Consider the following 12,956-nt stretch of genomic DNA (forward strand, 5'->3'; position numbering starts at 1 on the left):
CAATGCATTGCGCGCATTTGCCCTTACAACCCCGCATTCTCGCGGATGTATTTACGCGCTTTTACCGCATATTCGAACGGATTGGCCAGCGCCGGATCCTGCTCCGCTTCCACCACCATCCAGCCTTTATAGCCGTAATCATCGAGGATTTTGAACACCGGTTTAAAATCGATCACGCCATCGCCCGGCACGGTGAAAGTCCCCTTCTTCACGCCGTCCAGGAACGACAGCGATTTCTCACGCACTTCGGCTACCACGCTGTCACGCACGTCTTTCAGATGCACGTGGAAAATACGCGGCAGATATTTGGTCAGCACATCCAGCATCGCCTGCTGTGAACCTTCGGAATAGTAGATGTGGCCGGTATCGTACAGCAGGCCAACATTCTCATTGGTCGATTCCATAAAGCGGTCAATCTCGGCTGGCGTCTGAATGCCGGTGCCCATGTGGTGGTGCAGCGTCAAACGCATGCCTTTTTTCGCGGCGATCTCCGCCAGCTCGTTGTAGCCTTCCGCGGTTAAACGCCACTCTTCATCGCTGAAAATCGGCTTCTGCTCCAGCACCGCCAGCGTGGTGCCCTGAATACTTTTGCTCTGCTCGGAGCAACCAATCACGCGCGCGCCCATCGCATGCAGGAAATTCATGTGATTGGTAAATTCGTCGATGGTTTTCGCTTTGTCGCCGTTGGCGAAGAAGGTGCTGAACCAGGCGTTGCAGATCTGAATGCCACGGATATCGAGCATCGGCTTGAGAATCGCCGGATCGCGCGGATATTTGCTGCCCACTTCGCTGCCGGTAAAGCCCGCGAGCGCCATTTCACTCACGGTTTGCTGGAAGGTGTTTTCGCTGCCCAGCTCTGGCATGTCGTCGTTAGTCCAGCCGATTGGCGCGATCGCCAGTTTAACGTTGTCTTTGTTCATGTTGTTGTCCCTGATTCACAGAGGCGGCCGCTGAGCCGCCGAGGAGTATTTAGCGCACAGCTCAGTTATTTGGCGTAGAAATCCGGACGCGGCGGCATGGTTACCGGCTCAATCGCGCCGCTGTTCTGCGCTTTATGGCAGGCATCGGCGGCCACGGAGGCAGCAAAACCATCCCAGGCAGAAGGTCCGGTCAGTTGGCCGTCTTTCACGTCATTAATAAACGCTTGCAGCTCAACGTCATAAGCATCAATGAAACGGTCTTTCCAGTCGGTTAGCAGCGGCACGCCGAGACGCGCGTTTTTGCGCGTTTGAATAGCCGAAGGCTCCGGCAGCTTAGCGATGCCCTCTTCGCCCACCACTTCACACTGAATGTCGTAGCCGTACGCGCAGTTAACAAAGATCTCCACATCAATGCGGATACCTTTCTGCGTTTCGAACAGCACGATCTGCGGATCTTTCAACCTGGCATGAGACTTCGACGTGGTGCGCGGGAACACCACCTGCACGGTTTTGTAGTCGTCTTCGGTCAGCCAGCGCAGCACGTCCAGCTCGTGAATCAGGGTGTTAGTGATCGCCATGTCGGTGGTGTAATTCTCGCCGACGCTCTGGTTGCGGTGCGCGCAGTGCAGCATCAGTGGTTCGCCGATTTCACCGTCGGTGATCACTTTTTTCAGCGCGCGATAGCCGGCATCGTACGGGCGCATAAAGCCCACTTGCACCAGACGTTTACCGTGTTTGATCTCGGCATCCACAATGCGACGGCAACCTTCAGCGCTCAGCGCCAGCGGCTTTTCACAGAACACCGGTTTGCCGGCCGCGATTGCCGCCAGCGTAAACTCTTCGTGGGTCGGATCCCAGGACGTCACCAGAATGGCATCGACTTCCGGCGAGTTGATCACCTGATGACCATCCTGATACACCTCGGCTTCGATATTCAGACGTTGCAGCGCAGCACGCGCGCCTTCTATGTTGATATCAGAAACCGCCACCACTTTCGCACCCTGCAAAACGTTATTGCAGCGACGAATGTGTTCCTGACCAATTGCACCGGTACCAATTACACCGAGTTTGAGCGTCATAATTACACCTGTAGAGTCGGATAAGTTAGGGTAAAACAAGGCCGGAGAGCTCCGGCCTAAAAGAGGTTTTAATACTTACGGGCTTGTTCGATATGCACGTTAAGGTTGTCGGCCACTTCTTGCGTGCGCGTTGACGTAGAGGTTTGCGCCACGCCGACGTGCCACCAGCTGAAGTATTTGTGCACCATGGTTTTTGGCAGCACTTTGATGTCGAACAGCACGGAAACGGTCTGCTTCTGCGCGTCGATCAACGCGGCTTCCAGCTGTTCCAGCGTGGTAATGCGGTAGGTTTTGCAGCCGTAACCGCCGGCGATCGCCGCGAAGTCCACCGGCACAAAGCCGCCATCCAGCTTGCCGCCTTCCGGATTACGGAAGCGGAACTCGGTGGTGAAGCTGTCCATGCCGTGTTCCATCTGCAGGTTGTTGATACAACCGTTGGTCATGTTATCCAGCAGCACCACGTTGATTTTCGCCCCTTCCTGAATCGACGTGACCAGCTCGGAGTGCAGCATCATGAACGAACCGTCGCCAACCATGACGTAGACTTCACGCTGCGGCTGCGCCAGCTTTACGCCCAGCGCGGCATTCACTTCATAACCCATACAGGAGTAGCCGTACTCAACGTGGTACGAGTTGTAATCTTTGGTGCGCCACACGCGCTGCAGGTCGCCCGGCAGACTGCCCGCTGCCGCGACGATCACCGCATCCTTTGGGAGCTGCTCGTTTAAGGTGCCCAGCACGCTGCTCTGCGTCAGCACCGATTTCGTCAGGCGCTCAAACTCGGCAAACAGCGCTTCGCGATCGGCGTGGTCGGCGATTTCCGGAATGAAATCGTCGGTGTTATAGGTGGCGGCATAGACGCGCTGCGTCTCTTTCAACAGCTTGCTTTGCGACAGCTCAATCTGGCCGCCCCAATGGTTTTCGAAACCTTGCAGCCCGCTTTCCAGCGCGGTTAAACCTTCACGCGCATCCGCCAGCAGCTGCACCGCATCCAGCTTGTAGCTGTCGAAGTTGCTGACGTTGAGGTTCAGATAGCTGACGTCCGGATTCTGGAAAATCCATTTCGACGCGGTGGTGAAGTCGGTGTAACGCGTACCGATACCAATCACCAGATCGGCCTCTTTCGCCAGCAGGTTGGCCGCCAGGCAGCCGGTTTCGCCCACGCCGCCGACATTGAGCGGGTGATCGGAAACGATGGTGCCTTTACCGGCCTGAGTTTCGGCAAACGGAATGTTGAAGCGCTCGGCAAATTTCAGCAGCGCATCCCCGGCATCGGAATATTTCAGGCCACCGCCGACAATGATCAGCGGCTTGTGTTTACGCGCAATCAGCGCCAGCGCATCTTCTAATTGCGCGGCCGTTGGCAAGCGGCGATCCAGACGATGCACACGTTTCTGGAAAAAGTATTCCGGGAAGTCCCAGGCTTCGCCCTGCACGTCCTGCGGCAGCGCAATCGTCACCGCGCCGGTTTCTGCCGGATCGGTCAACACGCGCAAGGCGTTGATGCAGGCAGTCATCAGCTGTTCCGGGCGGCTGACGCGATCCCAGTATTTGCTCACCGCGCGGAACGCGTCATTGGTGCTGATGCTGAGATCGTGGCTCTGTTCGATCTGCTGCAATACCGGATCCGGTTGGCGCGTGGCGAACACATCGCCCGGCAGCAGCAGTAAAGGAATGCGGTTGGCGGTCGCGGTGGCAGCAGCGGTAATCATGTTGGCCGCGCCGGGACCGACCGATGAGGTACAGGCGATAATCTGACGACGCAGCGACTGCTTGGCAAAGCCAATGGCGGCGTGCGCCATGCCCTGCTCGTTACGGCCCTGATGCACCACCAGATCGCCGCTGTCCTGCTCCAGCGCCTGTCCCAATCCCAGCACGTTGCCGTGACCGAAAATGGCAAAAATGCCTTTCACAAATTTGGTTTCAACGCCGTCAACGTTCAGGTATTGGTTATCAAGAAATTTTACCAGCGCCTGTGCCGTGGTGAGTCTGATTGTGCCCATATGCTTCTTCCTTTACATGCTGGTACCTGCGGCGAGGTACATCGCGGTTCGGGTAAAAACTGCCGTTCACGGCGCCCGCGGATTAAGTGAAACGTGAGGCGATTATAAACAAATATTTTTTTCATTAAACACGATTACAGAAGAAACATTTCATTTTGCGATGGAGATCAAATTCAGCAATGAAACGTGGGCTGCGCAAGCCGCGAAAGGGGGAAAAGTGGAACAGTAACAGGTCATTTGCAGGTCATAACGAAATTTCATTTCACTTCAGTAGCTTCCTTGATTCGCCAGCACTTTCCTGAGACCTGGCTCACAAGCCTGACTATCACTGAAACTCCCGACGATTCCAACGCCGCTTTGCGGCCTGGTCAGAGTTTTACCTGGCTCACAAAATCGTGATGGATGTTTCATTTCATATTGAATTTGGAATTTTTATTCCTCATACTGCGACCAAAGCCAATCAGGCACCTTGAGAACCCGGAAGCAAAGCGCTCGACGTTGGGCGGCAGCGCCCGCAGTGTCTGCTTATCACAGAAGGAAACAATAGGTATGAGTACACAACAGAAGCGGCTTGATGTGATTTGTATCGGACGCATCGCCGTCGACCTCTACGGTCAGCAAATTGGATCACGCCTGGAAGATATGACCAGCTTCAACAAATATCTCGGCGGGTCTTCCGGCAACGTGGCCTACGGTACGGCGATCCAGGGCCTGAAATCGGCGATGCTGGCGCGCGTAGGTGACGAGCATAACGGCCGCTTTTTGCGTGAAGAGCTGCAACGTGCGGGCTGCAATACCGATGGCCTGATTACCGATAAGCAGCGCCTGACCGGGCTGGTGATCCTTGGGATCAAAGATGAAGAGAGCTTCCCGCTGATCTTCTACCGCGACAACTGCGCCGATATGGGGCTGGTGCCGGAAGATATTAACGAAGATTTCATCACCTCTTCACGCGCGGTCGCCGTCACCGGCACGCACCTTTCGCATCCGCAAACCCGCGCCGCCGTACTGAAAGCGCTGGATATCGCCAAACGCAACGGCCTGCGCACCGCGCTGGATATCGATTATCGTCCGGTACTGTGGGGATTGACCTCACTCGGCGACGGCGAAACGCGTTTCATTGAATCGGGCGAAGTGACGCAACAGCTGCAGGAAGTGCTGCACTATTTCGATTTGGTGGTCGGAACGGAAGAAGAGTTCCATATCGCCGGTGGCAGCACCGATACGCTGACCGCGCTGAAAAATGTGCGTCAATCGAGCCAGGCCACATTAGTGTGCAAACGCGGTCCGCTGGGTTGCGTGGTGTTTGAGGGCGAGATCCCGGATAGTTGGGAACAGACCAAACTGCAGAGCGGCGTGCGCGTTGAAGTGCTGAACGTGCTGGGTGCGGGCGATGCCTTTATGTCTGGCCTGCTGCGCGGCTGGTTGAATGATGAAAGCTGGGAGCAAGCGTGCCGTTACGCGAACGCCTGTGGCGCGCTGGTGGTTTCGCGCCACGGCTGTGCACCGGCGATGCCGACCAAAGAAGAGCTGGATGATTTCCTAAGCCGCGATAAAGAGGTGAAACGTCCGGATCTTGATGTACGTCTCAATCACCTGCATCGCGTCACCACGCGTAAACAGCAGTGGCCAGAGCTGAATGTGTTCGCCTTCGACCATCGCAAACAGCTGGCTGATATGGCGCGCGAAGCGGGCGTCAGCGAAGCGCGCATCCCAGAATTGAAACTGCTGCTGCTGCGTGCCGCAGAAGAAGCGGCCAATGAAGCCGGCCTGAATGAAAAGAGCGGCATCCTCGCGGACACCACTTACGGCCAGAAAGCGCTGAACGCGATTACCGGTAAAAACTGGTGGATTGGGCGTCCAATTGAGCTGCCAAGTTCACGTCCGCTGCGCCTTGAACACGGCAACATCGGCTCACAGCTGGTCGACTGGCCAGCCGAGCACGTGGTGAAATGTCTGGTGTTCTACCATCCGCACGACAGTGCGGAACTGCGTAAAGAGCAGGATGAGCTGGTGCTCGATGTGTGGAATGGCTGTAACAAGAGCGGGCACGAATTGCTGCTGGAACTGATTCTGCCGGAGAGCAATCCGGACCGTAACGAATCCTACTATTACGACATGCTGAGCCACTTCTACAGCCTTGGCATTCAGCCAGACTGGTGGAAACTGCCGCCGCTGTCTGCCGAAAGCTGGCAGGCAATCAGCGGGTTGATCGAGCAGAACGATCCGCACTGCCGCGGCATTCTGCTGCTGGGCCTCGATGCCCCGGAAGAGACGCTGAAAGCCGGTTTCGCCGCCGCAGCGCAAGCGCCGTGGGTGAAGGGTTTCGCGGTAGGCCGCACCATCTTCGGCCAGCCGTCACGCCAGTGGCTGCAAGGCGAGCTGGATGATACAGCGCTGGTTGAGACCGTGAAAGGGAATTACCTGCGGTTGATCGGCTACTGGCGCGCTGTGCGCGGTTAAGTGCGAAGTTAGCTGGGAAAAAGCGGCCAATTGGCCGCTTTTTTGATTGTGCTCGCTGGCCCTCATCCTCGCCTTCTCCCGCCAGCGGGAGAAGGGACCGATCCAGCAATTGTTGAGTATTGAACGCGATCCGGTGTACCGCACAAGACGGTTCCCTCGCCCGCTTGCGGGAGAGGGTTAGGGTGAGGGGAAAACCTGCATATTCTGTGAGGCATTTCATAAACCGATGAAATAAGCGTCACGATGATGTCAAACAAATGAAATTTTCCATCCATCTGGTACTATAGCGCTCATTATCCAGCCATATTTTCTTTTCTAGCGGGCCGAAGTAATGACCAATAATCCAACGCAATTAACCTTGTTACAGGACGAGATCCGTCGTCGCTATGAGACGCTGAGCAAACGCCTGAAGCAGGTGGCTCGTTATATCCTTGATAACAGTAACAGCATCGCTTTCGATACCGTTGCTTCCATCGCACAACATGCCGATGTGCCGCCCTCGACGCTGATCCGCTTTGCCAACGCCTTTGGCTTCAGCGGCTTCAACGAAATGAAACAGGTTTTCCGTCAGCACCTGATGGAAGAGACCGTTAACTATACCGAGCGCGCACGTCTGTTCCGCCAGACCGCCACCGACGACAGCGCCACTTCACCCGAAAGCCCGGCCGAAATCCTTAACGTCTTCACCATGGTCAACAGCCAGGCGCTGCAACAGCTGGCGATGCAGGTCAATCCAGACCAGCTCAACCGCGCGGTGAAAATGCTCGATGAAGCCGAGAACATCTACATCATCGGCCTGCGTCGCTCATTCAGCGTGGCATCGTATCTGGTGTATGCGCTGCGCCATCTGGAGCGTCGTGCGTTCCTGATCGACGGCCTCGGCGGCATGTTCACCGAGCAGCTGAGCATGGTGAACCCGAAAGACGTGGTGATCGCCATCAGCTATTCGCCATACGCGCGTGAAGCGGTGGAGTTGGTTGAGTTGGGTGCCAAACGTGGCGCGCATCTGATCGCCATCACCGACAGCCAGGTCAGCCCGCTGGCTGCCTTCAGCGATGTGTGTTTTGTGGTGCGTGAAGCGCAAGTGGATGGCTTCCGTTCGCAGGTCGCTTCGCTGTGTCTGGCACAGACGCTCGCCGTGTCGCTGGCGCTGAACAACAACGTGGCCAGCGAATAATCTCTTCGCAGAGTCGACCAGCTAACAAAAAAGGGCAGCCACCTGGCTGCCCTTCTTACATTGATGTGCAATCTACGAACGCGGATACTGGTCGCTGTTCACCCAGGCGTGATCCTTCTCCCAGGTAAATTTCCACAGACGTTTTGGACCCGCCATCACGTTGAGATAGTAGTTATCGTACCCGGCAATGGTTGCCACCGGATGATAGCCACGCGGCACCGTCACCACATCGCGGTTATACGGCGCCATGCACTCGTCGAGTGAACGGTCGTCGGTATAGACGCGCTGCATGGCGAAACCTGGCTCGGGATCGAAACGGTGATAGTAGGTCTCTTCCAGATAGGTTTCGTCCGGGCTGTTTTTCTGGTCGTGCTTGTGGCTGGGGTACGAACTGGTCGCGCCTTCATCGGTGTAAACTTCCACCACCAGCAGGCTGTCGGCCTCTTTATTGTCCGGCAGAATGTTGTGCACCAGACGCTGATTACGCCCTTTACCACGCTGCTCAACACCAACATCTTCCGGCGCAATCAGTCGCGCCGGCAGGTTGCCGCTGCTCGGTGCATTACACACCGCCAGCTCCAGATTGCTATCCGCATACACTTCCACTTCGTCGTTATGCGGTACGTAAACTGAGTAAGGCGGAGTGCGTTCAAACGGCGACAGACGTTTACCCAGATTCGGAAACTCGGCGTGACGGGTTTTCACCGACGCAAAGCCCGCCACCAGCACCAGACACAACTCTTTGTCGCCGCTACTCAGCTTCAGGCTCTGCCCTTTTTTCAGCAGATAAGCGTCGAAGCCGACATATTCCCAGCCCGCGCTTTCCGGCGTGACGTGCTGGATGCGGCCGTTGCTGTCGGGTTTTTGCGCTTTCGAAATCAGAGACATCCTGTTCCTCCTTGTTGAGCGAAATTAGCCCAGCGTCGGCATGCTGAACTCAGATACGGTCTGCTGGCCGCTCGGCCAACGCACGGTGGCGGTTTTCATGCGGGTGTAGAAACGCACGCCGTCTGGACCGTGCACGTTCAGCGCACCAAATACCGAACGCTTCCAGCCGCCGAAGCTGTGGAACGCCATCGGAACCGGAACCGGCACGTTGACGCCAACCATGCCAGCTTCGACGTTCTGCACGAACTCACGCGCGGTGTGGCCGTTGCTGGTGAAGATGGCGCTGCCGTTACCGAATTCGTGGCTGTTAACCAGCTGCAGTGCGCTGTCGTAATCGCTGGAACGCATGATGCTCAGCACCGGCCCGAAGATCTCTTCGCGCCAGATGGTCATATCCGACGTCACATTGTCGAACAGCGTGCCGCCAACGTAGTAACCTTCTGCATGGCCAGCAACCTGGATGCCGCGGCCATCAACCACCAGCTTCGCGCCTTCCTGCTCACCTTTGTCGATGTAGCCCAGCACTTTCTTCTGGTGCGCAGCAGAAACCACCGGCCCCATTTCATTCTCTTCGGTACCTTTCTGGATGCCAGGACCGACGCGCAGCGCTTTGATCAGCGGCGTCAGACGCGCAATCAGTTTGTCTGCGGTGTCATCACCCACGGCAACCACAACCGGCAGCGCCATGCAGCGTTCACCCGCTGAACCAAACGCGCCGCCCATGATGGCGTTCACGGTGGCATCGAGATCGGCATCGGGCATCACGATGGCGTGGTTTTTCGCCGCGCCAAACGCCTGCACGCGTTTACCGTGGGCGCTGGCAGTTTTATAGATGTGCTCCGCTACGCCGGAAGAACCCACGAAGCTGACTGCGGCGATGCGCGGATCTTTGTAAAGCTGCTCGGCATCTTCGTTAGACGAATGCACCACGTTGAATACGCCATCCGGCAGGCCCGCTTCTTTCAGCAGTTCGGCCATGCGCACAGATGCAGAAGGATCCAGCGCCGGTGGCTTGAGGATAAAGGTGTTGCCGCACGCCAGCGCGATGGGGAACATCCACAGTGGCACCATCGCCGGGAAGTTAAATGGGGTGATACCGGCGACAACACCGACCGGCTGCATCAGCGAATAGCTGTCAACGCCGGTGCCCACGCTCGGTGAGTTCTCACCTTTAATCAGATGTGGAATACCGCAGGCATACTCGATCACTTCGATACCGCGCGTCAGTTCACCCAGCGCATCGGACCACACTTTACCGTGCTCAGACACGATCAGTGCCGCCAGCTCTTCGCGATGTTTTTCCATCAGCGCTTTAAAGTTGAACATCACACGGGCACGACGCAACGGCGCGGTTTTCGACCATTCCGGGAAGGCGGCATGCGCGACTTCAATCGCCTTTTCCACTTCAGCAGCGGTGCTCTGCGTCAGTTCACGCACGACTTTGCCGGTCGCCGGATCGTACACGGGAATGGTTTCATTGCTGGCGCTGTGGGTAATTTTGCCGCCGATAAAGTTTCCTACGATAGTCATGTCGTTGCCTCTTAGATGTGAAGTTCCCTGCAGATAGCCCGTTCGAACCGCGACGCTGCGTGTGCAGGCAATGCTTAAAGCGTGCTATGAAGCTATCGTAATGAAATGAATTTTTCAAATACTTCTTTTTAGAAAATTTCCTTTTAGCGGCATGGATCGCATTTTTTCCGCCTGCGCTGACAGCCGGGTGTAAATCAGCCCGTAGCGCTGCACTGCTGGTGCTAAAGGCTCGCCAGACCGCTCTGCCGCTAAGCCGTTGCCCGCACCGAATTTATGTCTGAAATCCAGCTTCCCCATGCAACGCGAAACGAAATATGAAATTTTTGCGAGGCAGATCCAATATCTGATATTTCATAATTCAATAATAATGAAATAAATGTTCTCTTTGCAGCACCTAATCCGTATCCGTTTACAGGAGCCGCACATGGCCATCGATCCGACCCGTTTCTGTATTAACCGTAAAATTGCGCCCAGGCTAACGCTGGAAGCCTTCTTTCAGCTGGTGCAACGCCTGGGATTGAGCAAGGTTGAACTGCGTAATGACATGCAGAGCGGCAAGGTAACCGATGATCTCAGCGCGGCGCAGCTGCGCGCGCTAGCGGATAAGTACCACATTGAAATCGTGACGATTAACGCGCTCTATCCGTTTAACCGTGCCAATGAGTCGCTGCTGGCTAAAGCCGACGCGCTGCTACAGGAAGCTCAGGCCATCGGCGCAAAAGCGCTGGTGATGTGTCCGCTCAATGAAGGGATTGAGATTTCGCCCCAGCAGACGCTGGAAGCGCTGCAGGTACTGGCGCCGCGCTTTGAAAAGTATGGCATTCAGGGGCTGGTTGAACCGCTGGGCTTCCCGGTCAGCTCGCTGCGCTCGGCGGTGCAGACGCAGCAACTGATTCAGCAAGCAAAAGTCCCGTTCAAGGTGCTGCTTGATACCTTCCATCATCACCTGTATGAGAACGCCGAAAACGAGTTCCCGCAGGAGATTGATATCAACCATATTGGTCTGGTGCATTTATCCGGCGTGGAAGATACCCGCCCAACGGCGCAACTGACCGATGAACAACGCATCATGCTCAGCGACCGCGATGTGCTGAACAGCGTGGCGCAGGTGAAACGTCTGGAGATGTTGGGCTATAAAGGCATTTACGCATTTGAGCCGTTTGCCTCATCGCTGGAGACGTGGAATACCGCTGAGATTGAACGCCAAATTCGCTACAGCATCGAGTTGCTGCAAGCCTGAAAACGAACCCTTATCTGTGTCTAATGACACATTTTGTTAGTGTTGGCCTCGGTCGGAGGCCTTTTTTTCATACCCGTCATATTTTAAGCCATAGCTGCGTTGGCTGCCCGTGCTCACCCCAGTCACTTACGGGCGTAAGCTCCTGGGGATTCTCACGCTTGCCGCCTTGCTCTGACTTAAACTATTTAGGGTATGCCTGAGTTCAATAGCAAAATTATGCGTTCTCTTTAACCTCCCCCATCGGCTCTTCCGGCATCTGCTTAATCATGCGCAGCGTGCAGAACAGCGCTAAACACACCAGCAGTGCGGTGAGGAAATAGACCAGCGACACGCCGGCATAACTCATGATGAAACCGGCGATCGGCCCGGTGATGCCCAGCGATAAATCCATAAACGCGGTATAGGTGGCGAGCGCGCTGCCCTGATTCTGCTGCGGCACCACTTTCACCGCCACCACGCCAATCGCCGGGAATACCAGCGAGAAACCCGCGCCGGTGAGGAACGCGCCCATCTTCGCCATCCACGGGTCGAATGAACCGGCCACCAGAAACAGGCCCATCGCTTCTACCGCAAAGCAGATACTCGCCACGCGCAAACCACCGAGCTTGTTGATGGCATTCGGAAACAGCAGACGCGTGCCGACGAACGCGGCGCTGAACATGGTCAACGCGAAGGCGGCGCCATCCCAACCTTTATCCTGATAAAACAGCGTGATAAAGGTGGCGATCACGCCAAATCCGGCGGAACCCATCGCCAGAATCAGGCCGAAACCATACACCTTGCTCAGCACGTCACGGAACGGCAGCGGCTTGGCTTTGCTGCCTTTCACCGGTGCACGCGGCAGCGCCAGCGCAATTGCCAGTAAACAAATGGCAATGATGATGCTGGAGAGCAGCAGCAAGCCGCCGCTGCGGAAAATCACCACGCCGAGCGGCGCACCAATCGCCATCGCGCCATAAGTGACAATGCCGTTCCACGAAATCACCCGGCCAATATGCAGCGAACCGACGCGCGCCACGCCCCACAGCGACGTACCGGTGCCGGAAAAACTCTGTCCGATGCCGAGAATCACGCGCCCCAGACACAGCAGCACCAGGCTCAGCACGCCCTGCCCATCGCTGAGCGCCGACAGCAAAATACAGATGCCGCTCAGCAAGCATCCCACCAGCCCCAGCACCACCACTTTTTTCGGCCCCCACAGATCGGCATAGCGTCCCGCGTGTGGGCGACTGAGCAGCGTGGCGATGTATTGCAGGCTGATCACCAATCCGGCCCAGAAGGCGTTGTAGCCCAGTCCGTCATGGACAAAACCGGGCAGCACCGCCAGCGGCAAGCCGATGGTGAGATAGCTGGCAAAGTTGAACTTCACGATGGAAAGGATCAGTAAATTGAGGCGAAAACGGCCGTGTTCAGGTGCGGCGGCAGGCGAGTCAGGCATGAGTGATTGCGCTCGTGGGTGACGGAATTTTTATAACAAGAGGATAACTATACGCCATTTGGTTTTATCCGCATCAGTGAAATGCCCAGTTTTATGGTCATCATTTCGTCATATCGCGCTCGTAGACTCGCCCCCAATCAAATCCCAAAGAGGATAGCAATCTGATGACGCCCCTGATTTCTCAGGCGCGCGTGCGTAACGCTCACGCCTTCGCGGGA

The 12,956-nt window shown here is 56.2% G+C and carries 9 protein-coding genes; 3 read left to right on the forward strand and 6 right to left on the reverse strand.

Annotation, left to right across the window (positions count from 1 at the left end):
• Window positions 1-23: 23 nt before the first annotated feature.
• The 3 genes from iolE to iolD form a co-directional block, all read right to left on the reverse strand.
• On the reverse strand, window positions 24-920 hold the full coding sequence (iolE, locus tag ACFQW4_RS19205) for a myo-inosose-2 dehydratase (RefSeq protein ID WP_008107936.1): 897 nt from the start codon (window positions 918-920) through the stop codon (window positions 24-26).
• A 65-nt stretch (window positions 921-985) separates the two neighbouring features.
• Entirely contained in the window at window positions 986-1,999 is a 1,014-nt protein-coding gene (locus tag ACFQW4_RS19210; RefSeq protein WP_377726747.1) for a Gfo/Idh/MocA family protein, read from the reverse strand.
• Window positions 2,000-2,067: 68 nt separating this feature from the next.
• Complete coding sequence (gene iolD, locus ACFQW4_RS19215) at window positions 2,068-4,002, reverse strand: 3D-(3,5/4)-trihydroxycyclohexane-1,2-dione acylhydrolase (decyclizing) (RefSeq protein WP_192236966.1); 1,935 nt, start codon at window positions 4,000-4,002, stop codon at window positions 2,068-2,070.
• A gap of 549 nt (window positions 4,003-4,551) precedes the next feature.
• On the opposite strand from iolD, the gene iolC reads away from it, so the two are divergent.
• Together iolC and ACFQW4_RS19225 are read left to right on the forward strand one after the other, a co-directional pair.
• Window positions 4,552-6,465: a 5-dehydro-2-deoxygluconokinase gene (iolC, locus tag ACFQW4_RS19220; protein WP_101762693.1), complete on the forward strand. Its 1,914-nt coding sequence runs from the start codon at window positions 4,552-4,554 to the stop codon at window positions 6,463-6,465.
• 331 nt (window positions 6,466-6,796) lie between these two features.
• Window positions 6,797-7,642 carry a MurR/RpiR family transcriptional regulator gene (locus ACFQW4_RS19225; RefSeq protein ID WP_192414806.1) on the forward strand — a complete coding sequence of 282 codons (846 nt, stop codon included), beginning with the start codon at window positions 6,797-6,799 and terminating at the stop codon, window positions 7,640-7,642.
• A gap of 72 nt (window positions 7,643-7,714) precedes the next feature.
• Here ACFQW4_RS19225 and iolB read toward each other — a convergent pair whose 3' ends face one another.
• Complete coding sequence (iolB, locus tag ACFQW4_RS19230) at window positions 7,715-8,530, reverse strand: 5-deoxy-glucuronate isomerase (RefSeq protein WP_377726753.1); 816 nt, start codon at window positions 8,528-8,530, stop codon at window positions 7,715-7,717.
• A gap of 24 nt (window positions 8,531-8,554) precedes the next feature.
• Window positions 8,555-10,060, reverse strand: a complete 1,506-nt coding sequence (locus tag ACFQW4_RS19235; RefSeq protein ID WP_192236963.1) for a CoA-acylating methylmalonate-semialdehyde dehydrogenase — start codon at window positions 10,058-10,060, stop codon at window positions 8,555-8,557.
• 424 nt (window positions 10,061-10,484) lie between these two features.
• Between ACFQW4_RS19235 and ACFQW4_RS19240 the strand changes: the two genes are divergently transcribed.
• The gene (locus ACFQW4_RS19240) at window positions 10,485-11,300 is read left to right on the forward strand and encodes a TIM barrel protein (protein WP_377726756.1); all 816 of its coding nucleotides are present in this window, start codon (window positions 10,485-10,487) and stop codon (window positions 11,298-11,300) included.
• A gap of 214 nt (window positions 11,301-11,514) precedes the next feature.
• Here ACFQW4_RS19240 and ACFQW4_RS19245 read toward each other — a convergent pair whose 3' ends face one another.
• Complete coding sequence (locus tag ACFQW4_RS19245; protein ID WP_271461187.1) at window positions 11,515-12,738, reverse strand: MFS transporter; 1,224 nt, start codon at window positions 12,736-12,738, stop codon at window positions 11,515-11,517.
• Between the last annotated feature and the right edge of the window lie 218 nt (window positions 12,739-12,956).

This window comes from Pantoea sp. GCM10028869 (assembly GCF_042666835.1).
GTDB lineage: Bacteria > Pseudomonadota > Gammaproteobacteria > Enterobacterales > Enterobacteriaceae > Pantoea > Pantoea leporis.

What these genes read in the sequence shown, in the direction of transcription:
- iolE (WP_008107936.1), bottom strand. Translation starts at nt 920, where the DNA reads ATGAACAAAGACAACGTTAAACTGGCGATCGCGCCAATCGGCTGGACT.
- ACFQW4_RS19210 (WP_377726747.1), bottom strand. Translation starts at nt 1,999, where the DNA reads ATGACGCTCAAACTCGGTGTAATTGGTACCGGTGCAATTGGTCAGGAA.
- iolD (WP_192236966.1), bottom strand. Translation starts at nt 4,002, where the DNA reads ATGGGCACAATCAGACTCACCACGGCACAGGCGCTGGTAAAATTTCTT.
- iolC (WP_101762693.1), top strand. Translation starts at nt 4,552, where the DNA reads ATGAGTACACAACAGAAGCGGCTTGATGTGATTTGTATCGGACGCATC.
- ACFQW4_RS19225 (WP_192414806.1), top strand. Translation starts at nt 6,797, where the DNA reads ATGACCAATAATCCAACGCAATTAACCTTGTTACAGGACGAGATCCGT.
- iolB (WP_377726753.1), bottom strand. Translation starts at nt 8,530, where the DNA reads ATGTCTCTGATTTCGAAAGCGCAAAAACCCGACAGCAACGGCCGCATC.
- ACFQW4_RS19235 (WP_192236963.1), bottom strand. Translation starts at nt 10,060, where the DNA reads ATGACTATCGTAGGAAACTTTATCGGCGGCAAAATTACCCACAGCGCC.
- ACFQW4_RS19240 (WP_377726756.1), top strand. Translation starts at nt 10,485, where the DNA reads ATGGCCATCGATCCGACCCGTTTCTGTATTAACCGTAAAATTGCGCCC.
- ACFQW4_RS19245 (WP_271461187.1), bottom strand. Translation starts at nt 12,738, where the DNA reads ATGCCTGACTCGCCTGCCGCCGCACCTGAACACGGCCGTTTTCGCCTC.